At 65.8% G+C, this 23,291-nt stretch carries 20 protein-coding genes; 2 read left to right on the top strand and 18 right to left on the bottom strand.

Annotated elements, in window-relative coordinates; genetic code table 11:
• Both BGK68_RS25995 and BGK68_RS25990 read left to right on the top strand, forming a co-directional pair.
• Positions 1-3,276 (top strand): hybrid sensor histidine kinase/response regulator, encoded by a 3,276-nt coding sequence (locus tag BGK68_RS25995; RefSeq protein WP_075259457.1) that lies wholly within the window; start codon positions 1-3, stop codon positions 3,274-3,276.
• 91 nt (positions 3,277-3,367) lie between these two features.
• Positions 3,368-4,270, top strand: coding sequence for a LysR family transcriptional regulator (locus BGK68_RS25990; RefSeq protein ID WP_075259456.1), 903 nt, complete (start codon positions 3,368-3,370; stop codon positions 4,268-4,270).
• 207 nt (positions 4,271-4,477) lie between these two features.
• On the opposite strand, the gene catA is transcribed toward BGK68_RS25990, so the two are convergent.
• From catA to BGK68_RS25900, 18 genes are all read right to left on the bottom strand, one after another.
• Complete coding sequence (catA, locus tag BGK68_RS25985; RefSeq protein ID WP_075259455.1) at positions 4,478-5,389, bottom strand: catechol 1,2-dioxygenase; 912 nt, start codon at positions 5,387-5,389, stop codon at positions 4,478-4,480.
• 69 nt (positions 5,390-5,458) lie between these two features.
• On the bottom strand, positions 5,459-6,619 hold the full coding sequence (locus BGK68_RS25980) for a muconate/chloromuconate family cycloisomerase (RefSeq protein WP_083657904.1): 1,161 nt from the start codon (positions 6,617-6,619) through the stop codon (positions 5,459-5,461).
• Between the two features lie 258 nt (positions 6,620-6,877).
• Complete coding sequence (locus BGK68_RS25975) at positions 6,878-7,498, bottom strand: riboflavin synthase (RefSeq protein WP_075259454.1); 621 nt, start codon at positions 7,496-7,498, stop codon at positions 6,878-6,880.
• 47 nt (positions 7,499-7,545) lie between these two features.
• On the bottom strand, positions 7,546-8,667 hold the full coding sequence (gene ribD / locus BGK68_RS25970; protein WP_075259453.1) for a bifunctional diaminohydroxyphosphoribosylaminopyrimidine deaminase/5-amino-6-(5-phosphoribosylamino)uracil reductase RibD: 1,122 nt from the start codon (positions 8,665-8,667) through the stop codon (positions 7,546-7,548).
• A gap of 79 nt (positions 8,668-8,746) precedes the next feature.
• Positions 8,747-9,244, bottom strand: a complete 498-nt coding sequence (locus tag BGK68_RS25965; RefSeq protein ID WP_231944365.1) for a GspH/FimT family pseudopilin — start codon at positions 9,242-9,244, stop codon at positions 8,747-8,749.
• Positions 9,225-9,707, bottom strand: coding sequence for a type IV pilin protein (locus BGK68_RS25960; RefSeq protein WP_075259452.1), 483 nt, complete (start codon positions 9,705-9,707; stop codon positions 9,225-9,227). Before BGK68_RS25960 ends, BGK68_RS25965 begins: the two co-directional genes overlap by 20 nt.
• 2 nt (positions 9,708-9,709) lie before the next feature.
• Positions 9,710-10,324 carry a pilus assembly protein gene (locus tag BGK68_RS25955; RefSeq protein ID WP_075259451.1) on the bottom strand — a complete coding sequence of 205 codons (615 nt, stop codon included), beginning with the start codon at positions 10,322-10,324 and terminating at the stop codon, positions 9,710-9,712.
• A complete protein-coding gene (locus tag BGK68_RS25950) occupies positions 10,321-11,208 on the bottom strand; it encodes a PilW family protein (protein WP_075259450.1) in 888 nt (295 codons plus the stop codon). The genes BGK68_RS25955 and BGK68_RS25950 overlap by 4 nt, the downstream gene beginning before the upstream one ends.
• Entirely contained in the window at positions 11,208-11,720 is a 513-nt protein-coding gene (gene pilV, locus BGK68_RS25945; RefSeq protein ID WP_075259449.1) for a type IV pilus modification protein PilV, read from the bottom strand. The genes BGK68_RS25950 and pilV overlap by 1 nt, the downstream gene beginning before the upstream one ends.
• 91 nt (positions 11,721-11,811) lie before the next feature.
• A complete protein-coding gene (locus BGK68_RS25940; RefSeq protein WP_075259448.1) occupies positions 11,812-12,429 on the bottom strand; it encodes a DUF924 family protein in 618 nt (205 codons plus the stop codon).
• A complete protein-coding gene (locus BGK68_RS25935) occupies positions 12,426-12,647 on the bottom strand; it encodes an RNA-binding S4 domain-containing protein (RefSeq protein ID WP_013235588.1) in 222 nt (73 codons plus the stop codon). The genes BGK68_RS25940 and BGK68_RS25935 overlap by 4 nt, the downstream gene beginning before the upstream one ends.
• Before the next feature lie 60 nt (positions 12,648-12,707).
• Positions 12,708-13,367, bottom strand: coding sequence for a response regulator (locus BGK68_RS25930; protein ID WP_075259447.1), 660 nt, complete (start codon positions 13,365-13,367; stop codon positions 12,708-12,710).
• Positions 13,368-13,398: 31 nt separating this feature from the next.
• Positions 13,399-15,342, bottom strand: coding sequence for a HAMP domain-containing protein (locus tag BGK68_RS25925; protein WP_075259446.1), 1,944 nt, complete (start codon positions 15,340-15,342; stop codon positions 13,399-13,401).
• A 123-nt stretch (positions 15,343-15,465) separates the two neighbouring features.
• Positions 15,466-16,467 (bottom strand): GTP 3',8-cyclase MoaA, encoded by a 1,002-nt coding sequence (gene moaA / locus BGK68_RS25920; protein WP_075259445.1) that lies wholly within the window; start codon positions 16,465-16,467, stop codon positions 15,466-15,468.
• Positions 16,468-16,473: 6 nt separating this feature from the next.
• Positions 16,474-17,166 carry a respiratory nitrate reductase subunit gamma gene (narI, locus tag BGK68_RS25915; RefSeq protein ID WP_075259444.1) on the bottom strand — a complete coding sequence of 231 codons (693 nt, stop codon included), beginning with the start codon at positions 17,164-17,166 and terminating at the stop codon, positions 16,474-16,476.
• On the bottom strand, positions 17,163-17,855 hold the full coding sequence (narJ, locus tag BGK68_RS25910) for a nitrate reductase molybdenum cofactor assembly chaperone (RefSeq protein ID WP_143433172.1): 693 nt from the start codon (positions 17,853-17,855) through the stop codon (positions 17,163-17,165). Before narJ ends, narI begins: the two co-directional genes overlap by 4 nt.
• 23 nt (positions 17,856-17,878) lie before the next feature.
• Positions 17,879-19,432, bottom strand: a complete 1,554-nt coding sequence (gene narH / locus BGK68_RS25905) for a nitrate reductase subunit beta (RefSeq protein ID WP_075259442.1) — start codon at positions 19,430-19,432, stop codon at positions 17,879-17,881.
• Positions 19,429-23,157, bottom strand: a complete 3,729-nt coding sequence (locus BGK68_RS25900) for a nitrate reductase subunit alpha (protein ID WP_075259441.1) — start codon at positions 23,155-23,157, stop codon at positions 19,429-19,431. Before BGK68_RS25900 ends, narH begins: the two co-directional genes overlap by 4 nt.
• Between the last annotated feature and the right edge of the window lie 134 nt (positions 23,158-23,291).

The raw sequence follows: 23,291 nt of genomic DNA, 5'->3' as shown, positions 1-23,291 counted from the left end.
ATGCCGCGCCAGATCCTCGCCTTGTCGGAGCGCTATTATCGCCGCCTGCTCTATGGCTGCGCCGGCCTGCTCTCGGTCGCCATCCTGTGCGCCATGCTGTTTCTTGGCTACAGCGCCTTTTCGCAGTTCCGCGAACGCCAGATCGGCACCTTCACCAGCAAGCGCGAGCAGATCAAGGCTGAGGTGGACCGACTCACCGCGCGGGTGAACCAGTTTGCCGAGATGTATGGCCGTCTGCAGCATTTGTACAAGAAGGAACTGCTGGCCCTGGATGCCTATACCGATCCCGTGGGCAGCGAGCAAATCAGCGACAGTCCGGCCAATCTGACGGTGGTGCCGTTTTCGCTGCTGGTGCGTCGTGAGGCGGCCGCCGACCGCATGCGCCTGGCCAGCCTGCTGCTGTTGCTGCGCCAGGCGTCGGCCTTGCCCATGTTCAATCCTGCGGAGCCTGGCGTGACCCTGGATGGCTTCATCTACACCGCTGATGCGGCCTTCCTGGCGGTGTCGCCGCCGCTGGAACAGGCCGAGCAGGCCGAGGTCCGGCAGCAGGGCGTCGCTGCCTTCATCAGCGCCATGAGCGCCCCCGTCAACGCTGCCTTTGCCGCCGAGCGTGAGCGCGCTGCCCGCGCCCAGGGCAGCAGCGGGCAGCGTTTCCTGTGGATGAGCCCGGCGCTGAGCGCGCCACTGGTGCGCCAGGCCGTGACCCGTCTGGCCGTGCGCATTGCCCTGGACAAGGGCGACGAGGCTACCGCCGTCTTCTCGGTGCCGGCCAGCCAGTTCCGGCAGTTCTTCATGAAGAACGAAGAGCTGCCCGGACTGTTCGTCTTTGAAGGGCAGGGCAGCGCCCGCCTGCTCAGCGAGCCAGACAGCCCCATCGATGCGACGCTCATGCGGCACATCCAGGAACATGTGCGGCGCGACATGGACCCGCACGACCATGCCGGCCACTTCCATGACGATGGCAGCTTCTTCATCGCCCAGACCATCGAAGGTCCGGACTGGGTGGTGGTCTATACCTTTACCTTGCGCGACGTGCTGGCCGGTCTGCGCGGCGACTTCACCACCGGCGCGTTCTGGGGACTGTTTGCCCTGCTCTTCGTCTGGGCCGCCACGCTCTATTTCGATCGGTGCGTGATCGGCCCCTTGCAGAAGAAGGCGCTGGCCATGGTGGAAAGCCGTCAGTTCAGCCAGACCATCATCGATACATTGCCAGTGGGTATCGCCGTCTATGCGCACGGTTCCGGCGAGGTGGTCTTGCGTAATACGGTGGCTGCGCAGATGCTGGAACAATCGGCATTGACCAGCAGCGGCTTCTATTCGCAGATCATCAAGGCGGTGCGGCTGGGCGACGATCTGCAGCAGGCCATGATCGAAGCCGAACTGCCCTTGCGCGAGGGCGGCGTCAGTCACCTGGGCGCGGTGTGGTCGCGCACCCGCTTTTCCGGCCAGGACGTGCTGCTGCTGGGAATGATCGACCTCAATATGCAAAAGGCCCACGAAGCCCTCATGCGCGAAGCCAAGAGCATGGCCGACCGCGCCAACCAGGCCAAGTCCATGTTCCTGGCCCAGGTCAGCCACGAGATCCGCACGCCCTTGCACGGCGCCATCGGCCATATGGAACTGCTGGCGCGCGAAGAGCTGTCGCCGCCGCAGCGGCAGCGTATCGAGCTGATCCGCCATGCCTTCGACATGCTCATGGGACTGGTCAACGATATTCTCGATATCACCAAGATCGAATCGCAGTCCATCAAGCTGGACTCGGAAGCCCTGCAGGCCAATGACCTGCTGGAGGAATGCGCGCAACTGTTCGCGCCGTTGGCGCTGGACAAGGGACTGGCGTTCCAGTGCCTGCCCTCGGCGGCGCTGGAGCAGGCCTTGCTTGGCGATCCGCGCCGGCTGATGCAGATCTTGCAGAACCTGGTGGGCAATGCCGTCAAGTTCACCGCGCAAGGCCGCATCACGCTCTCGACGCGGCTGCTGCGCCGCGAAGGCGCACGGCTGGTGGTACGGTTCGAAGTGAGTGATACCGGCATCGGCGTCTCGCCCAGCGCGCGTCAGCGCATCTTCAAGTCACTGCAACAGGCTGACGACAGCATCAGTCGCCGCTTTGGCGGCACCGGCCTGGGCCTGTCGCTGTGCCGTCGCCTGGCCGAGTTGATGGGGGGCGACATCACACTGGGCAGTGAATTGGGCCGGGGCAGCGTCTTCGGGGCGGAGATCGCATTGACGCCTGCCGTCGCCTCAGGCGCGGTGTCGCCGCAGCCTGAGCTGGCGGGCAGGAGCGTGGCGCTGCACTGCCGCGATGCCGCCATGGCGGCCATGCTGGGCGACTACCTGGCCTATTGGGGCGCCGAGCGGTGCGATCCGGCCATGCCGCATCCTCATGCCATCCATCTGGTTGCGCCGGACTGCGTGGACGAATTCATGGCCGCTGTGCAGGGTGACTCGGTGAAGGCGGTGCTGATCTGCCCCGATGTGGTCCGCCACAGCAGCACTGCGGGCCGCTGGCGGCAAGTCAGCGCATTCGACCGCAAGGCCTGGCTGCGCGCCTTGGCCGAGCAGGCCGAGATCGTGCGCACGACGCTTGATCCGGCGCCGGTGGAGGTGAGCGCCGGACTCGATGTGCTGGTGGTCGAGGATGACTATGTGAATCTGACATTGATCCAGCAACAGTTGCAGGCGCTGGGGTGCGCCTCGCCACGGCTGGCGCGCGACGGGCTGGATGCGCTGGCGCAATGGCAGGCGAGGCCCGCCGACTTGCTCATCACCGACCTCGGCATGCCGGGCCTGGACGGTGTCTCGCTGGCCACCCGCGTACGCCACCTGCAGCCTGATGCGCGTATCGTCGCCACCACGGCTGCCGGGCCAGGCAGCCTGGCGCATTTACCGCCCGGCCTGTTCGACGCCTTGCTGACCAAGCCGGGCTCGCTGCAACAGATGCAGGATGTGCTGGCCCGTTTCGGGGCGCATCGGCCGGCGTCCCCGCTTGTGCCGCCGCTTGTGCCGCCAGTAGTCGATCCCCTCGAGAAGATCCTGCTGGAGGCTTTCCGGCAGAGCTGGCCGGAAGAAAAGCGCAAGTTGCAGCAGGCCATCCAGGCCCGCGCAAGCGAGCGTGTGGTGCGCATCCTGCATCGTCTACAGGGTGGCTTGCAAGCCATGGGCCGCGATCAGCTCGCGGCGCGTTGCGTGCTGCTCCAGCAGGCAGTCGCGGCGGGGGATGCCGCGGCGTGGGCAGAAGGCCTGGAGTGGATGCGTGCGGTGGAGGCTGCGACCTGAGGGGACGAGCGTTGTCAGATGGCGGTTTCTAGGCGCCTGGTGGAAGAACGTACAATATCAGGTCCGCATCATGGTATGCCCCGGAGGTATAGTGGAACTGCGTCATCTCAAGTATTTCAATGCCGTCGCCAGTACGCTCAGCTTCAGCCGCGCAGCCGAGTTGCTGCACATCGCCCAGCCGCCCCTGAGCCGGCAGATCCGCCAGCTCGAGGAGATGCTGGGGGTAGAACTGATTGACCGCGCCTCGCGTCCGATTGCGTTGACCATGGCGGGCAAGTTCTTCTATGAACAGACCTTGCAGGTATTGTCCCGGCTGGAACAGATCGAGGAGGGCACGCGCGTGATCGCCCGTGGGCAGCAGCACTGGTTCAACATCGGCTTCGTGCCTTCGGCCCTGTATGGCCTGCTGCCGGAGATGATCAAGCGTTTCCGCACCGAGATGCCGGAGATCGAGATCGGTTTTTCGGAAATCGTGACCATGGAACAGGTCGAGGCGCTCAAGTCCGGACGCATCGACGTGGGCTTCGGGCGCTTGCCCATCAGCGATCCCGACATCATCTGCGAGACCATCGTCGAAGAGCCGCTGGTGGCGGTGTTTCCGCTGGGGCATCCGCTGCTGGCGCGCAGCAAGGTGACGCTGGCGCAGCTGGCAGCGCAACGTTTCATCCTCTATCCGGCGCGACCGCGTCCCAGCTATGCGGACCAGGTGCTGGACATCTTTTCCAGTCGCGCCTTGCGTCCGTCCATCGTCAAGGAAGCCAACGAGATGCAGACCGCCATTGGTCTCGTCGCAGCCGGCGTGGGCGTGACCCTGGTGCCGCGTTCGGTGCAGGGTTTGCATCGTTCGGATGTGGTGTACCGGCCTTTGTCCAACAAGGGCGTGCATTCGCCGGTGATCATGAATTTCCGCGCCAATGACCGGTCGGTGCTGCTGGAAAGATTGCGCGCCATGGCGGCGACGATTGCGCAGTTGCATGCGCAGGAATATACCTGAGCGATATGGCGTACTCCATGGTCTTTGGACCGCGGGCCTTTGCTCAGTCTTGCCTCACCTCACCCCGTTCGGACTGAGTAGCGGCGCAGCCGCGTATCGAAGGCGCTCCAAAGGTGGCGCGGAGGGTATAGGCATGCGCGCCTTCGATACGGCCCTGCGGGCCTACTCAGTCCGAACGGGAATCTTGTAGATCAACATCCGACCATCTCAAGCCGCCAATCGCGGCCGATTGATGTCAGCCTTGGGCAGGTCGGCCTGTTCCGGCAGCAGGTTGAAGTTGAACTCGATGGCGTAGAAGGGTGCATCGACTTCATGCTTGCGGATCTCGGCCGGATCGGTGACGTGCTTCAGTTCCGGCACCAGGCCTTCGCGGGTGGCGAAGGCGAAGTCATCCCACAGGTAGGGATCGCCCGCGATATTGATCTGCGTGGTCAGCTTGCGATAGCCCGGCACGGTGACGAAGAAGTGGATGTGCGCAGGGCGACTGCCATGACGGCCCAGCTTGGTCAGCAGGCGATCGGTCGCGCCGCCCGGCGGCACGCTGTAGCCGACCGGCACACGGCTGCGGAAGCGATAGCGGCCTTGCTCATCGGTACGGATGGAGCAGCGCAGGTTGAAGGGGCTCTGGTCCGGATCGAAGAAGGAATAGCGGCCCAGGTGGTTGGCGTGCCAGACTTCCACCAGCGCATTGGCCAGCGGCTTGCCGTGCTCGTCGAAGACCTGGCCCTGCATGAAGAGGGTGTCGCCCGGTTGCTCATCCTTGTCCATGCGCGCAAAGCCCTTCTGTTCGGGCGCGCCCGAGACGTACAGCGGACCTTCGATGGTGCGCGGGGTGCCGCCCTGCACGCCACGGCGCGCTTCGGCTTCATCCATGCGCAGGTCCAGGAAGTGCTCGAAACCCAGGCCGGCGGCGATCAGGCCGAACTCGCCCGACTTGCCCGCCGAGGTCAGATAATCCACGGCAGCCCAAAATTCTTCCGGCTGCACATCCAGTTCTTCAATCGTATAAAAAATATCGCGCACGAGGCGGTTGACCACGGTCTTGACACGCTGGTTGCCCTCCGCGAGTTCGGTGCTTTCGATTTTTTGCAGTACGGCGTCGATGGCTTTCTTGTCCACTTTGTCTCTCCTGTCTCTGGTTGGATATGTGTGGGGTGGGGCGGTCCGTCCGGTCTCGGGCTTGCGCCTTCAGGCCAGCGAGACCAGCGGGGTCTTGCGGTCGCGGCGCAGGGCGTTGACGCGATCCTCATCCAGGGTAATGCCCAGACCTGGACCGGTCGGCAATTCCAGGGCGAAGTCACGATAACGCAGCGGCGTGGCCAGGATTTCTTCGGTCAGCAGCAGCGGGCCGAACAGTTCGCTGCCCCAGGCCAGCGTGCCGAAGGTGGCAAACAGCTGGGCCGATGCCATGGTGCCGATGGCGCCTTCCAGCATGGTGCCGCCATACAGTTCGACCTGGGCGGCGCTGGCGATGGCGGCCACCTGCTGCGCACCGGCCAGTCCACCGGACTGGTTGATCTTCACGGCGAACACGTCAGCTGCACCGACGCGCGCCAGCTGGTAGGCGTCCTGCGGGCCGTGCAGGCTTTCATCGGCCATGATGGCGATGCGGTTCTTCTGGCGCAGGCGGCCCAGGCCATCGTGATTGCTGGCGGCGATGGGCTGTTCCACCAGGTCCACGCCGGCGTCGGCCAGCAGCTGCATGCCCAGCATGGCCTCGGTCTCGGTCCAGGCCTGGTTCACATCCACGCGCACGCTGCCGCGCTCGCCCAGGGCGCGCTTGATGGCGGCCACGTGGGCGCAATCCTGCTGCACCGTGCGCGCGCCGATCTTGAGCTTGAAGATGTTGTGACGGCGCTGGGCCAGCATCTTCTCGGCCTCGTCGATGTCGCGGGCAGTGTCGCCGCTGGCCAGGGTCCAGGCGATGGGCAGGCTGTCGCGTACGCGGCCACCGAAGAGCGTGGACAAGGGCACGCCCAGGCGGCGTGCCAGCGCATCCGAGAGCGCCGTCTCGATAGCGCACTTGGCGAAGCGGTTGCCTTGCACGTGTTCATCGATCTGATGCATGCGGGCGGCAACCTGGTTGGCATCGGCACCCAGCAGCAGCGGCGTGATGTAGGTGTCGATGTTGACCTTGATGCTTTCCGGGCTTTCTTCGCCATAGGCCAGGCCGCCGATGGTGGTCGCCTCGCCCCAGCCGGCCACGCCATCGTTGCCGGTGATGCGCACCAGCACCAGGGTCTGGCGGTGCATGGTGGTCATCGACAGGCGGTGCGGGCGGATGGTAGGAACGTCCAGCAGCAGGACCTCGACGGTTTCGATGGAGGTGGCGGGCAGGGTGGGATTCAAGATGCAGTCCGTGGAAAAGGGATGGCGAAAGCTGACAATGTCTGACCTGGGAGGGATGATAGAAACAAAGCGGCGCTCGTGTCCAAGACCGATTTGGGCATGCTGCATACCTTTGGGGTATAAAGCGCACGCCATGCAAGAACAGTCGGCGCTGGCCGATGCTGCCGAGGCGGTGTCAGGGAGAGGGAAGGGGAGGTGGGGGAGGAACGGCAGGCGCAGGCCGCCGTCAGCGCGGGGCCTGCGCGGGGAGACGAGGGATCAGGAAGCTTGCGAGGACGACAGCATGCGCTCCACATACCGCGCAATCAGATCGATCTCCAGATTGACCTTGCTACCCGCCTTCAGATGCTTGAGCGTGGTCACTTCCACCGTATGCGGAATCAGGTTGATGGAGAAGCGGCAGGCTTCAGCCAGGTCTTCCACGCGGTTGACCGTCAGCGACACCCCATTGACCACGATCGATCCCTTGTAGGCGAGGTACTTGCCCAGCGCCTTGGGAGCATCGACGATCAGCTCGCGCGATTCGCCCACCGGCTCGAAGGAATGCACCTGGCCCAAGCCATCGACGTGGCCGGAAACGAGGTGGCCGCCCAGGCGCTCGGCCAGGGTCAGGGCCTTTTCCAGGTTGACTTCGCCGGGGGCGTCCAGGCCTGCGGTCAGGCGCAGGCTTTCACGCGAGACGTCGACGGTGAAACCATTGGCGGTCTTCTCGACTACGGTCATGCAGGCGCCGTTCAGGGCAATCGAATCGCCCAGGCCCACATCGGCCATGGGCAGGCTGCCGGCGTCAATGGTCAGGCGCACGCCAGCGTCGGGGCCGGCGGCCAGAGGGGTGACGGAAGTGATGGTGCCGATGGCGGCGACGATTCCTGTAAACATGGTTCAGTCCTGAGACGAAAATCTAAAAAAGAAAAATCCAAACACGATCATTCGAAACGAGCAAGGATACGCAAATCCGCCCCGACCTGCTTGACCTCATGGAAACGGATGCCGATCTTGCCCGACAGGTCTTCCAGCGGCGGCAGCTCGAACATGTTGCGGCCATCGCCGATCAGGGACGGGGCCAGGTAGACCAGCAGTTCATCCACGCAGCCTTCGCGCAGCAATGCGCCATTGAGCCGGGCGCCGGCTTCCACGTGCAATTCATTGATCTGGCGCTGGCCCAGTTCGCGCATCAGGCCCGGCAGGTCGACCTTGCCCTGCTCATTGGCCAGCAGGATCACCTCGGCGCCCTCGGCTTCGAGGGCGGCGCGCTTGTCGCGGTCGTCGGTGGCGGTGAAGACCCAGGTGTTGCCGCCCTGGATCACTCGCGCCTCGGGTGAAACGATGAGCTTGCTGTCGATGACGATGCGGCGCGGCTGGCGCGGGGTCGCGATGGCGCGTACGGTCAGTTGCGCGTCGTCCTTCTGGATGGTGCCGATGCCGGCCATGATGGCGCAGGCGCGGGCGCGCCAGATGTGGCCGTCGTCACGGGCGGGCTGGCCGGTGATCCACTGGCTCACGCCATTGTGCAGGGCAGTCTTGCCGTCCAGGCTGGCGGCGCTCTTCATGCGCACCCAGGGGCGGCCGGTGCGCATGCGGTGCAGGAAGCCGATATTGATGTCGCGCGCCTCTTCTTCCAGCAGGCCGCAGCTGACCTCGATGCCGGCGGCCTGCAGGCGCGCCAGGCCCTGTCCGGCCACCATGGGGTTGGGGTCGGCGATGGCCGCGACCACCCGCGCCACGCCGGCTCGGATGAGGGCGTCGGCGCAGGGCGGGGTGCGGCCGAAGTGGCTGCAGGGTTCCAGGGTGACGTAGACGGTCGCGCCGCGCACCTCGTGGCCGCGCGCGGCGGCGTCGGCCATGGCCTGGATCTCGGCGTGGTTGCCGCCGGGCGGCTGGGTGAAGCCGGCGCCGATGATGCGCTGGTCCTTGACGATGACGCAGCCCACACGCGGATTGGGCGTGGTGTCGAGCATGCCGAAGCCGGCCTGGATCAGGGCCAGTGCCATGGCCTGCTGGTCGTTCTCGATGTCGAATTGGTAGAGCGGTTCGATGATGGAAGTCATGGGCGATAGAGAAAGCTGCCCAGGCGGGCCGGGCGATGCCCGCCAATATACACGCCTTTGGCCAGGCGGCAAGACCGGCTCAGTCAAGCTCGGCCTTGCTGCACTGGGTCTCCCTGGCGGGATTGCAGACCCGCGCACGGCCCAGGAAATTGATCACCACCACGCGACTGCGCCCGTCGCTGCTGAAGTGCCAGCTGCCGCGCGTGAGCGGTTGGCCGTTGGGCTGGTAGCCCAGCACTTCGCCGCCGGCGGTATGGGCCACGCTGATGCCGGCGGGCAGCGCCGGCTCGCGCCGCAGCACGCGCTGGCCGACCTCGATCTGCCATCCGCGCTCCCAATGCAAGCCGTCGCTGGGGCGCATCTCGGCGCGGCGGGCGTGGCGCAGCGCCTGCGCACGCGCCAGGCTCACGCCGTGAAAGAACTGGTTGGCGGCGGCGACCAGTCGCTGTTCGGCCGCGGCCTGCTGTAGCGCCGGCACGCCTGCGGCCAGCAGCAGGCTGGCGATGAGCAGCACCACCATCAGCTCGATGAGCGTGAAGCCGCGCGCGTCCATGCGCTCACCAGCAGTCCGGTCCATCGGCGCTGCGGCCGCCGCGACTGTCGGCGTGGAGCCGGCCGCAGGCGCTGTCGCTGAAACCGGCATGGACGCCGGGGCCGCCCGGGGTGGCCGTCACCAGCACGCAGCTGTCCAGCGCGGCGCCGTCGCAGGCGCGCGCTGAGAGGGCGTAGGCGCTGGTCTGGGGCGTGCCGCCGGAATACCATTTGAAGTCGTCGCTCTCTCTCGGCACGCCCTGGGCGGGCTCGAAGGCCTGGTAGCGCTGCTGGTAGGCGAACTGGCGCTCCTGTTGCAGCAGTACTTGCAGCAGGGCGGCGCGGCCTTCGGCGCGGCGCGCTTTCAGGACGGCGTGCTGGTAGCTGCTCCAGCTCAGTCCGCCCAGCACCATCACCACCACCAGGGCGGCCATCAGTTCGGTCAGGGTGAAGCCTGGCTGGCGGTGAAGCCGGCGGATCAAGAGGAAAGGGGGCGGGAAGGGTGTCATGCTCACTCCATGTCGGGAAGGAAAAGCGTGCGCCAGGCCAGGCTGCGGCAACTGGCAGGCGCTGCGTGCGGGTCGGGATGCCGCACCAGCGCCTGCAGCGCCACCTGCGCGCCATCACGGCCATTGCCGATGGCGTTGAGGCGGTACAGTGCACTGGTCGTGTTGGTCGTGTCGTCAGCACCGGTGGCGGCAGCGCCGTCGGTCAGCTGCTCGATCAGGTAGCGCGGTGGGCTTATACCCGGCAGAGCGGGGAAGCGCCGTCCGGTGAACTGGCCGTACTGCGCCGAGATGGCCTGTGCGCCATGCAACTGCGCACTTTGCCAGGCACTACGGTGCGCTCGTCCCCGGCACCAGCCTGCCCCTGCGGGGTCATGGCGGCAGCCCGTCTCCGGCGCGGCGGCATCCTTGCTGGGCGTACGCCCCTGGCGCAGGTCGAGGCAGGCATCGTCCAGCGCGGCCTGGGCGGCCAGATGGGCCTGGGCGTATTCGGCGTGATTGCGGGCGGCATGCTCGGAGAGCAACAGCAGCGAGGTCGCCGCTGCACCCAGCAACAGGATCAGGCTCAACAGGGTGAGCGCGATCATCAGCGTGGCGCCGCGCTGGCGCGTGGGTTTCATGGGCCTGCTCCAGGGGAGCGCAGGTTGCGCAGCAAGACCGTGGCGCGGAAGACGGCGCGCCGCCTGTCCTCGCCGGGGGCGGCGTTCACGGTCCAGCCGGGTGGGGCAGGCGTGGGCGCGGCCAGCAGTTCGTAGCGGCGCGGACTGGTGGTGGCGGCGCGCTGCCGCTGCCGCTCGCCGCGCACCAGCAGCGCAATCTGCACCAGCACCACCTGGGACCACTGCGCTGCCTGCATGGCGGAGGCATCGCGCCATTGATCGGGCGCGCCGTCGCTATCGCTGTCGATGGCGTAGCGCAACTGCATGGCTTCCACGCCACGGGCGATGGCGTCGGAAGTCCACACACCATGGCGGCCCTGGTAGCGGCAACGCAGTTCGGGTTCGCCGCTGGAACCGGCGGCGATGTAGTAGATCATCCAGTGACGCGCGGGCTCTTCCAGGGGACCGGTGGGGGCCGGCGCACCGCTGCAGTTGCCGACCTGGGCGCGGCTGGCAGGCGCTGCGCCGAACAGGCCCAGCATCAGCAGGTCGCTGTGATGCAGGCCATCGCCGGTGCTGCCGCCGAACTGGCCGGCTGCCGGATCGTGGAGTTCGGCCTGGCGGCTGTCGTCCACTCCGCGCAGGCCGGCGGCCAGCGCCGGTGACTGGCGGATGTCTTCCCAAGGCAGGTGGCCGGCCTGGCGCAGTGCTTGCTGCAGGTGATCCAGCACCAGGCGGCCGGTCTCGTTGACGCGGCTGGCGTCGTCGATGTCTTCGTAGCTTTCGCGGGCCTGTTGCAGCAACATCCCTGCGGCCAGCACCACCAGCAGGCCCACGGCCAGCGCCACCATCAATTCGACCAGCGTGAGGCCAGCCTGCTTTTGCGGAGACGATGGCCCGCGCATCAGTGGCCCAGCACCAGGGTCAGCATCGGCAGAGCGGCCGCGCTGGCCGTTCCGGGCCGCCGCCAGGAGAGCCTGAAGAGCACCGGAGCAGCGGCGTCGTGGTCGCAGGACCAGCCTTGTTGTGGCGTCGCGCTACCATCACGGCACACCGCCACCCGTGCAGCGGGAAACTCGCGCGCCAGGCGTGCGCTCCATTCGGCGATGGCTGCGCTGGCGAAGTCGGCGGCGCTGCATGGGGCGTCGCTGCAGGTGATGTGCGAGTTCGGAGCGCGATCACCGTCGAATGCAAACAGGGTGGGATCGGCCAGGCCCGGGCCGGGCGCCAGGGCGGCGCGCAGTTCGGCCAGTTCCTGCGCCATGAGGGTAGCGCGGGCGTGCAGGGCGCTGTCGTGGCTGCTGCGCAGGGCATGCAGTTGCAGCATGACCATGGCCAGCGCGCCGCTGCCCACGACCAGCATGGCCACCAGCACTTCGATCAGGGAAAAACCGGAGACAAGGGCAGGCGCACGCATGCGGCATTCCTCCATGGAAAGCCGCGAGTGTAGGCAAAAGCGCAAAGCGCCTCCAGCCGGAGGCGCTTTCAGTGGTCCGCTATCGAAAAGTTCAGAACGAGGAGCCGGGCTGCTTCAGGAATTCGCTTTCCTCGGCGCTGGAGGCGCGTCCCAGGATGCGGTTGCGGTGCGGGAAGCGGCCAAAGCGCTCGATGACGGCCAGGTGCCGCCGGGCATAGTCGGCATAGCCGTCGAAGGCTGGCTTGTCCTCGCCCTGGGCCGCCTTGGCCAGCGCGCCCATGAGCTGCACTACGTAGTGCTGGTCGTCGATGTCTTCGGAATGCTCCAGCGGCAGGTAGAGGAAGACGCGGGCGATGGCCGGCAGTTCCTGCTCCACGCCCATGGCCAGGGCCAGGTGGGTGCACTGGCGCGCCAGTTCGTCGAAGGCGAAGGCTTGCGGGGTGTCGCGGTAGATGTTGCGTGGCAACTGGTCCAGCAGCAGCACCAGGGCCAGCAGCGAACGTGGCGCATCGGCCCAGTCGGCGAGCCGGTTGGCGGCCGCGTCCTGCACCAGCGGCGCGAAGCGCGTGCGGCACAGGGCGTCGGTCTCGGGGTTCTTGCTCCACCACAGGGCTTTCTGGCGTTCGGCCACCTGGTGCGCCGGCAGGCGGTCCCAGTCGGGGCCGAACCAGAAGCTGAGCAGTTCCTCGGCCTGCGGCTGGTGGCTCATTGCGCCACGACCGTGATCTGCACGTCGCCCAGGCTGACCTTCTGGCCAGCGGTGATCTTGCAGGTCTTGCGGCTTTCGGGTTTGCCATCGACCCGCACATGCCCCTCGGCCACCAGTTGCTTGCCGGCGCCGCCGCTGTCGCACAGGCCGCAGAGCTTGAGTAGCTGGTTCAGTTCCACATAAGGGTGGTCTTGCAGGGGGAAGGTGATCTTTTGCATGGGCTTTCTATCCTGGACGGTGCCCGGGGCAGGCCCGGGCGGAGCGGTACGGTACGCCGGTCAGGACGATTTGTCCAGGCCGTGTTCCACAGCATACACCGCTATCTGCACCCGGCTGGAGAGCTGCAGCTTCCTGAGCAGGTTCTGCACATGGATCTTGACGGTGCTTTCGGCCACTTCCAGGCTGCGCGCGATTTCCTTGTTGCTCTGGCCGCGCGCTATGCAGACCATGGTCGCGCGTTCGCGTGCGGTGAGCTTGTCGGTGGGCTCGGCGGCGCTGCCGGCGGGGCCGCTGGCCCCAGCCCGCAGTTGCATCACCAGCTTGGCGGTCATGGATTCGGAGATCACCGGTTCGCCTGCGGCGGCGCGCTTGATGGATTGCACCAGGTAGTCGGCCTCGATGTTCTTGAGCAGGTAGCCGCGCGCGCCATTGTGCAGGGCCGTGGTGAGGTCGTCGGCTTCTTCCGAGACCGACAGCATCAGCACGGCGGTCTCGGGCAGGTCCTGCACGATCAGCTGCATGGCTTCCAGGCCCGACAGGCCGGGCATGTTCAGGTCCATCAGCACCACGTCGGGACGCAGCTGCAGGGCGCGCTTGACGCCGTCCAGCCCATCGACGGCCTCGCCCACCACGTCGATGTCGGGATGCCGTTGCAGCAGCAGGCGGATGCCGCTGCGAAAGAGGGTGTGGTCATCGACCAGCAGAATACGGATTGCCATCGTCTTTCCTGTCTGTGCGTGAGATTGCCGGCTAGGCCACCAGCCGTTCCTGGCGCAGCAGCGTCAGGGCGATGCGGGTACCGTGGCCGGGCTGGCTGTCGATTTCCAGGTTCGCCCCCAGCCGTTCGGCGCGCTCCTGCATGATGCGCAGGCCTACGTGTTCCTGCCCCTTGGCGCGGGCCGATTCGAGCTTGAAGCCGTGGCCGTCGTCGCTCACGGTCATGCGGAAGTCCTGGCGGTTGTCCACGCTGATCTGTACCTCTTGCGCACGCGCATGCTTGCGGATGTTGGACAAGGCTTCCTGCAGGATGAACAGCACCTGCAACTGCTGTTCCGGCGCCAGCGGCGGGCCGTCGCCGGTCAGCGTGATCTGGCCCTGCAAGCCGCTCTGGCGTTGCAGCTTGTCGAGCGCCTTGCGCATCTCGGAGTCGAGATTGCTGTCTTGCAGGCGGGTGCGGAAGTTCAGCAGCAGCTCGCGCACGTCTTCGTAATTCTCTTGCACGCCGGTGCGCAGCAGCGGCGCGATGTCGCGGATCTCGTCGAGGCGGTCGCGCGCCAGCGAATCCTCCAGCATCTGCACCTGCAGGTTGAGGAAGTTGAGGCCCTGGGCGATGCTGTCGTGCAGGCCCTGCGCCAGCAGGTTGCGTTCGTTGGCGATGGCGAATTCCTTTTCGCGGGCGATCAGGCGCTGGTTCTCGATGGCCGAGCCCAGGTGGCGGCCCAGGGTTTCCAGCAGGCGGCGTTCGTCAGCGTCGATCTCGCGTGGCTGCGAGAAGTGCAGCGAGAAGCTGCCGATGACCTGTTCGCGCACCAGGATCTGGAAGATGCCGATGGAGCGCGCTCCTTCTTCCTTGCAGCGGTAGCGGCGGCGCTCATCCAGTTCGCGGAAGTCGCGCACGATGATCACGCCTTGCTGCGTGGCCGAGCCGCACAGGCAGTCATCGACCTTGAGGCAGCGCTCGGCTTCGATGATGGCCTCGGACACCCCCTCATGCACGGTCAGGTGGAGATGGCCGCGTTCGTCGAGGATGCGCACCGTACCGCCATCGGCCTGCAAGCGCGCCATGATGCGTTGCAGGAAGCCGCCGCACAGCGCCTCGATGGCATGCGCGCCGGAAAGGAAGCCGGTGACCTCGTAGAGGGTGCTGACTTCGTCGTTCTGTTCCTGCAGCTGCGCGGTCTTCTCGGCCACGCGCTGTTCCAGGGTGCGATGCACGCTGCGCACGTGGTCGGCCATCTGGTTGAAGGCGCGCGCGAGCTGGCCGAATTCATCGGCCGATTCGATGGGCAGGCGCACGTCGAGGTCGTTCATGGACATGCGCGCAATGCCGGCCTGCATGCGCCGCACCGGCCCGACGATCCAGAGGTAGAGCAGGTAGAGCACGGCAATGCTGGCGGCCAGCGCCAGGAAGATCAGCGCGGTCTGGCACAGGCGCAGCCAGGTGGTCTTGCCGGCCAGGTCGGCTTCCACCAGGGCGACCAGCAGGTTGATGTCATCCACGAAGTCGGGCAATTCCTGCAGGTACAGCGTGACAGCCTGGCGGCGCAGCGTCGGATCAGCGGTATCGAGTGCAGCGCGTGCGTGGACCTGCATGCGATGCGTCCAGCCATCCTGCACGCGCAGCAACTGTTCGTGGATGGGACCACGCGGCGGCACGAAGCTGGGCTGGCCACCCTGGCCGCCTTGGCCGGTGTGCAGGCTACGCAGGATCTGGTCGAAACGTTCGATCTCCGGCAGCACCGCGCTGTCCCTCTGGTGCATTTCCAGCGCCAGTCCCAGTTGGTAGGAGCGCATGCGCAGGCTGCCCGCCTCGTTGATGACGGTGCCGCCGCCTTCCAGTTGCCAGGACAGCAGCAGGGTATAGCCGATGGCCGTCATGGTCAGGCCCAGGCCGACCAGGGTCATCAGCAGGATGCGGAAGGTCAGTCGCTTGTGCGGCGGCAGGGGCGCGAAGGGAGCGGCGGCAGGGTTCATGGGGTACTCGGGGCGGGAACGACAGGCAGTCTATGCCCATCGTTGCCAGCATGTATGGAAGCCAAGTCAATGTTTCTTTAAAAAGCAGCAGAAAGCTTGGGGATGCTGCAACAGGCAGTACGGCTAGCCACCCGTCTGTGACATGAAACGCACGATCTTCTGTGGCGCCTCGTTGAATTCATGGCGTTCCGGTTTCAGTTCGATCGCTGCGCGGATGGCGCTCTCCAGGCCAGCATCGTCGATCCCGGCGCGCAGCAGGGGGCGCAGTTCGAGCCGTTCTTCCTGCCCCAGGCAGAGGTAGAGCGTGCCATCCACGGACAGGCGCACGCGGTTGCAGGTGGCGCAGAAGTGCTGGCTGATGGGCGAGATGAAGCCTATCGTGCTGCGCCCATCGGGCGTGCTCCAGTAACGCGCCGGCCCGCCGCCCAGCTCGGCGGCCAGCGGACGCAGGCCGAAGCGCGCCACCAGAGCCTCGCGCAACGGACCCAGTTCCAGCGCCGGACTGCCGCGTCCGGTCGCGCCCATGGGCATGGCTTCGATCAGGCGCAGGATGAAGCCGTGCTCGAAGCAGAACTGCGCCATCTGCGGGACTTCCTGCTCGTTGACGCCGCGCAGCAGCACCATGTTGATCTTGATGGGCGCAAAGCCGGCCGCCTTGGCGGCCTGTAGCCCCGACATCACGCTGGCCAGGCTGTCGCGTCCGGTGATGCTTGCGCTGCAGGCGCGGTCCAGGCTGTCCAGACTGACGTTGATGCGCTGCACGCCCGCCGCCCGCAGGCTGGCGGCATGCTTGTGCAATTGGGTGGCGTTGGTGGACAGCGACAGTTCATCCACACCCGGCAAGGCCGACAGTTGCGCGGCCAGCGTCGCCAGGCCGCGTCGCAGCAGCGGTTCGCCGCCGGTCAGCCGCACTCGCCCCGCCCCCAGCCGGGCGAAGGCGGCGACGACGCGGCTGATCTCATCGAAGCGCAGCCAGTTCTGCGGTTCCTCGAAGCCGGTATGCCCCTTGGGCAGGCAATAACTGCAACGCAGGTCGCAACGGTCCGTCACCGACACCCGCAGGTAGCTGATGCGGCGGCCGAAGCGGTCTTGCAGCACGGCCGGCGGAGGCGTGGAGGCGGCCATGATGCCTCAGCGCGGACGCACCAGTTGCCAGGCGCGGCCGAGGTAGCCCAGCGTGGCAAAGCCGCTCCACACATGCACCAGCCGGGTGAAGGGGAAGATCACGAACAGCGTGAGCCCCATGAAGAGGTGCAGCTTGAACAGCAGCGGCGCACCGACGATGAAGCTGGCCGCATCGCCCCGGAAGGTGACGATGTGCTGCGCCCACGTCATCAGCAGCACCATCATGTGGCCATCGCGGTGCTGCGCCGATTCGACGATGGTGGACAGGCCCAGGGCCAGCGTCACCAGCAGCCACAGCAACAGCAGCTTGTCGCCGGGGCGGGTGACGGCGGCGATGCGGGCGTCGGTGAGGCGGCGGTGGAGCAGGATCAGCAAGCCCGCCAGGCAGAGCGCACCGAACAGGCCGCCAGCGGCCATGGCCACCAGTTGCTTGAAGCTGTGCGTCACGCCCAGCGCATCCCACACCATCACCGGCGTGAGCAGGCCCACCAGGTGACCGAAGAACAGTCCCAGCACGCCGACGTGGAAGAGGATATTGCCCAGCCGCAGACGGCCCGCGTGCAGCAGCTGGGAAGAATCACTTTTCCAGGTGTACTGCTCGCGCTCGAAGCGCACCAGGCTGCCCAGCAGGAACACCGCCAGGGCGATGTAGGGGTAGATGCCGTAGAGGAATTGATGCAGGTAGGTGGTGAAGTTCATGAGAGTCTCCCCGAGGTCTGGCCAGCGTGGAGCTCCACTGGCCTGGGATGGAAATGCAGCGGCTGCGCGCCGCTCATGTTCATGTTCGCCATGGCCGGCCGCAGCAGCGGCTCCACGCCATCGGCGCCGGGGCCGAAGACTTCCATGGCCTCGTCCATGTCGCGCACCGGTGGTTCATCCTGCTGGCGCGGCGCGACATCGGTGAAGCGGGTCAGCAGCAGCAGGGCGCTGGCATAGAGGCTGTCGCGCTGCTGCAGGCGCTGGCCGAGCGCGGCCAGCACGTGGATGGCTTCGCCCAGCAGCCTGTTGGCGGTGTCTGGTTCCAGCAGGCTCAGGAATTCCAGGAACAGCGGCACGTAGTCGGGCAATTCCGCGCTCACCGGTTCGAAGCCATGACGGCGGTATTCTTCCAGCAGGTCCACCATGGCCTGCCCACGGTCGCGGCTCTCGCCGTGGATGTGTTCGAACAGGTGCAGCGACAGGGCGTGGCTGCGGTCGAAGGTATCGACATAGCTTTCCTGCAGGCGCAGCAGCGGCGTCTGGCGCAGGTGTTCCAGCAAGTCTTGCAAGGCTGCCTGATGCGCCGGTTCGGCCTGCAGCGCCTGGCTGATCTCGGGCAGGGCGTCGATCAGCTCGGGCTGCGGATAGCTCAGCAGCGCCGAGAGGATGCGGTAGATGGGTTGCGGCATGATCGTGGTCCCTTGGTTCGGTGTCATTCGGTGAGCGGGGTTTTCTTGCGCGACTTGGGCATGTCCACGAAGATCACGCTGCCTTGCGGCTTCTTGCCGAACAGGCTGCCTTCAGAAGTGCCGCCGGAACAGCCATTGCCGAAACTGAAGCCGCAACTGCCTTTCTCGTTGAAGCTGTCTTCCACCATTTCCTTGTGCGAGGACGGCACCACGAAGCGGTCTTCGTAGTTGGCGATGGCCAGGGTCTGGTACATGTCTTCCACCTCGGCGGCAGTGAGTCCCACCTGTTGCAGCAGGGCTTCGTCACGCTGGCCGTGTATGGTCTCGGCGCGCTTGTAGGCGCGCATGGCCAGCAGTCGTTCCAGGGCGCTCAAGATTGGCGCTTCCTTGCCCGCCGTGAGCAGGTTGGCCAGGTAGCGCAGCGGGATGCGCAGCGACTTCACGTCCGGGATCATCCCTTGCATGCCCATCTGGCCCGATTCAGCGGCCTTCTGGATGGGCGACAGCGGCGGCACATACCAGACCATGGGCAGGGTGCGGTATTCCGGATGCAGCGGGAAGGCGATCTTCCATTGCATCGCCATCTTGTACACAGGCGACTTGCGGGCCGCCTCCAGCCAGCTCTCGGCGATCCCCTGGCGGCGCGCCTCGGCGATGACGGCAGGATCATGCGGATCGAGGAAGCAGGCCAGCTGGGCTTCGTAGAGATCCTGTTCGTTTTCCACGGCGGCAGCGGCTTCGATCTGGTCGGCGTCGTAGAGCATGACGCCCAGGTAGCGGATGCGGCCCACGCAGGTTTCCGAGCACACCGTCGGTTGGCCGGCTTCCAGGCGCGGGTAGCACAGGGTGCATTTCTCGGCCTTGCCCGAACTCCAGTTGAAGTAGATCTTCTTGTAGGGGCAGCCGGAGATGCACATGCGCCAGCCCCGGCACTTGTCCTGGTCCACCAGGACGATGCCGTCATCCTCGCGCTTGTAGACCGAGCCCGAGGGGCAGGAGGCTACGCAGGCCGGGTTCAGGCAGTGTTCGCACAGGCGCGGCAGGTACATCATGAAGGTCGATTCGAAGGTGCTGTGCATTTCCTTCTGCACGCCTTCGAAGAGCACGTCCTGGCTGCGCGCGCTGAATTCGCCGCCGAGGTCGTCTTCCCAGTTCGGGCCCCAGCTGATCTTGTCCATCTTCTTGCCGGTCAGCACCGAGACCGGGCGCGCCGTGGGCGGGGTCTGCATCAGCGGGGCTTTCTGCAGGTGCTCGTAGTCGTAGGTGAAGGGCTCGTAATAATCATCGATGGCCGGCAGGTTGGGATTGGCGAAGAGATTGGCCAGGATGCGCATCTTGCCGCCCTGGCGCGGTTCCAGCTTGCCCTCGGCGGTGCGCTGCCAGCCGCCTTGCCATTTCTCCTGGTTTTCCCATTGCTTCGGATAGCCGATGCCGGGCTTGGTCTCGACGTTGTTGAACCAGGCGTATTCGACGCCGTCGCGGCTGGTCCAGACGTTCTTGCAGCTGACCGAACAGGTGTGGCAGCCGATGCACTTGTCCAGGTTGAGCACCATGCCCACTTGTGCGCGTATCTTCATGATGCAGTCCTTTCTTCCAGAGAGCCTTGCAGCCAGTCCACCTTGTTCATCTTGCGCAGGACGATGAATTCATCGCGGTTGCTGCCCACCGTGCCGTAGTAGTTGAAGCCATAGGACAGCTGCGCGTAGCCGCCTATCATGTGGGTCGGCTTGAGCACGGCGCGCGTGACCGAGTTGTGGATGCCGCCGCGCTGGCCGCTCAGTTGCGCGCCGGGCGTGTTGACGATCTTTTCCTGGGCGTGATACATCAGGCACATCCCGCCCGGGATGCGCTGGCTGACCACCACCCGCGCTGTCAACGTGCCGTTGCTGTTGAAGACTTCGACCCAGTCGTTGTCCATCAGCCCGGCGCTCCTGGCATCGTCTTCCGAGATCCACACATGCGGTCCGCCACGGCTCAGGGTGAGCATGCGCAGGTTGTCCGAATAGGTGGAGTGGATGCCCCACTTCTGGTGCGGCGTGAGGAAGTTGAGCACGATCTCCTTCTCGCCATTGGGATGGCGGTTCAGCATGGGCGCGACCGTCTTGGTATCGATGGCCGGTTTGTAGACGCACAGGCCTTCGCCGAAGTCGAGCATCCAGCGGTGATCCTGGTAGAACTGCTGGCGTCCGGTCAGGGTGCGCCAGGGAATGTATTCATGCACATTGGTGTAGCCGGCGTTGTAGCTCACCTCTTCGGATTCCAGCCCGGACCAGGTCGGCGCCGAGATGATCTTGCGCGGTTGCGCCTGGACGTCGCGCAGGCGGATCTTGTCGTGCTCGCGCCCCACCGCCAGATGGGTGTGGTCGCGCCCGGTGATCTTGCCCAGGGCTTGCCAGGCCTTGACCGAGACGTGGCCATTGGTTTCCGGTGCGAAGGTGAGGATCATCTCGCAGGCATCGATGGCCGTGTCCAGGCGCGGACGACCCTGGCTCACGCCGGCTTCGGTGACGCGCTTGTTCAAGCCGGCCAGTTCGCCCACCTCATGTTCGGTATTCCAGTTGATGCCCTTGCCGCCGTTGCCCAGCTTGTCCAGCAGCGGACCCACCGAGGTGAACTTCTTGTAGATGTCGCGGTAGTTGCGTTCCACCACCACGAAGTTGGGCGCGGTCTTGCCGGGGATGAGATCGCATTCGCCCTTCTTCCAGTCCTTGGGTTCGAAGGGTTGGCCCAGTTCGGCGGGCGTGTCGTGCATTAGCGGTTGCAGGACGATGTCGCTGCGTGTGCCCAGATGCTCGCCGCCGATCTCGCTGAACTTCTTGGCCAGGCCCTTGTAGATTTCCCAGTCGGTCTTGCTTTCCCACAGCGGTTGTACGGCTTCGCTCAAGGGGTGGATGAAGGGATGCATGTCGGAGGTGTTGAGATCATCCTTTTCATACCAGGTCGCGGTGGGCAGCACGATGTCGGCGTACAGGCAGGTGGTGCTCATGCGGAAGTCCAGCGTCACCAGCAGGTCCAGCTTGCCCTCGGCGGCCTGCTCGCGGTACTTGACCTCGCTGGGGCGGATGGCCTCGGCGGCATCGTCGAAGAGGGCGTTCTGGGTGCCCAGCAGATACTTCAGGAAATACTCATGGCCCTTGCCCGAACTGCCCAGGATGTTGGAACGCCAGACGAACATGTTGCGCGGGAAGTTCTTCGGATTGTCGGGGTCGTCGCAGCTCATGTTGACCGCGCCGGACTTCAGCGCCACCTTCAGGTAGTCCTGCGGACTCTGGCCCGCCGCCTGGGCGGCGTCGCAGACATCCAGCGGATTGGTTTCCAGCTGCGGCGCCGAGGGCAGCCAGCCCATGCGTTCGGACTTGGCGTTCATGTCGATCATGCTCATGGCGGCCAGCTTGTCGTGGTCGGCGGTGGGCGCGACGATCTCGTCCAAGCCCAGCTTTTCATGCCGCCACTGGCTGGTATGGGCATAGAAGAAGCTGGTGCTGTTCATCTGCCGGGGCGGACGCACCCAGTCGGTGGCGAAGGCCAGCGGCGCCCAGCCGAACTGCGGACGCAGCTTTTCCTGGCCGACGTAGTGCGCCCAGCCGCCGCCGGACTTGCCGATGCAGCCGCACATCATCAACAGGTTGATGATGCCGCGATAGATCATGTCGTTGTGGTACCAGTGGTTCAGCGCCGCGCCCAGGATGACCATGCTGCGGCCCTCGGTATCGTGGGCGTTCTGGGCGAACTCGCGCGCGACCTGGATCACCAGCTCAGGCTTGACGCCCGTGTGCTTCTCTTGCCAGGCCGGGGTGTAGGGCAGGTCGTCGTCGTAGGAGCGGGGGACGTCGCCGCCCAGGCCCTGGTCCACGCCATAGTTGGCCATCATCAGGTCATGCACCGTGGCCACCCGTGCAGTGCTGCCATTGGCCAGGCGCACGTGACGCACTGGCACGCGGCGCTCCAGCAATTGCTCGGCGTCGTCGCCGCCGAAGTAGTTGAAGCTCACCGCCACCACCTCGTCATGCGCCTCGACCAGCGAAAGCAGCGGATCGATCTCGCGGCCGGAATGGCCGTCGCGGCTTTCCAGGTTCCAGCGGCCGACCTTGGCGCCGTCGTTGACCTGGCCTTCGCCCCAGCGATAGCCGATGGAGCCGTTGGGCGCGACGATCTCGCCGGTGGCGGCATCGATGGCCAGGGTCTTCCAGTCGGCATTGTTGGCTTCTTCCAGCTGGCCCGGCAGTTGCGAGGCGCGCAGCAGGTGTTCCGGCAGGTAGCGGCCATCGCGCTCGACCAGGCGCACCAGCATGGGCAGGTCGGTGTATTGCTTGACGTAGGAACGGAAGTAGGGAGAGGGACGTTCGAGATGGAATTCTTTGAGGACCACATGCCCCATGGCCATGGCCAGCGCCGCATCGGTGCCCTGGCGGGGGGCCAGCCAGATATCGCCGAACTTGACCATCTCGCCGAAGTCCGACGAGATCGCCACCGTCTTGGTCCCCTTGTAGCGCACCTCGGTGTAGAAGTGGGCGTCGGGCGTGCGGGTGAGTGGCACGTTGGAGCCCCACACCATCAGGTAGCCGGCGTTGTACCAGTCGGCCGATTCCGGCACGTCGGTCTGCTCGCCCCAGACCTGCGGACTGGCTGGCGGCAGGTCGCAATACCAGTCGTAGAAGGACAGCGGCACCCCGCCGATGAGGCTCAGGTAGCGCGCCCCGGCGGCGTAGGAGACCATGGACATGGCCGGGATGGGCGAGAAGCCGACCACCCGGTCCGGGCCATATTCTTTGATGGTATGGGCATTGGCGGCGGCGATGATCTCGTTGGCGGTCTCCCAGTCGGTCCGCACGAAGCCGCCCAGTCCGCGCACGGACTTGTAGTGCTGCGTCTTGGCGGCGTCGCCCGTGATGGCGGCCCAGGCCTGGACCGGTTCCATGGTCTTGCGGGCTTCCTGCCACAGCTCCATCAGGCGGCCCCGGATCATCGGATACTTCACCCGCTGCGCCGAATAGACGTACCAGCTGTAGGACGCGCCACGCGGGCAGCCGCGCGGCTCGTGGTTGGGCAGGTCGGGGCGGGTGCGCGGGTAATCGGTCTGCTGGGTTTCCCAGGTGATCAGGCCGTTCTTGACATAGACCTTCCAGGAACAGGAACCGGTGCAGTTCACCCCGTGCGTGGAGCGCACCACCTTGTCATGCTGCCAGCGGCTGCGGTAGGCGTTTTCCCATTGGCGGTCTTCATTGATCACCGCCCCATGGCCGTTGGCGAAGGTGGACTTCACCCGCGACATGAATTTCAATCGGTCCAGAAAATGACTCATCGTGAATCCTCGGTTGCGTGGGTGGAGCCCCACCTGCGTTGACTGATGAAAGTGTAGGTAAGCGGCGGCCTCGCGCCTATTCGCCGAGTTGGCGGCTAGCCCCTGCCAGCAGGAGGAGGCCGCCTAGTTCGAAA

Origin of the sequence: Herbaspirillum camelliae (assembly GCF_001929405.1) — a bacterium.
In the GTDB taxonomy this organism is placed as follows: domain Bacteria; phylum Pseudomonadota; class Gammaproteobacteria; order Burkholderiales; family Burkholderiaceae_D; genus Herbaspirillum; species Herbaspirillum seropedicae.
This window is presented reverse-complemented; position numbering and strand designations above follow the sequence as displayed.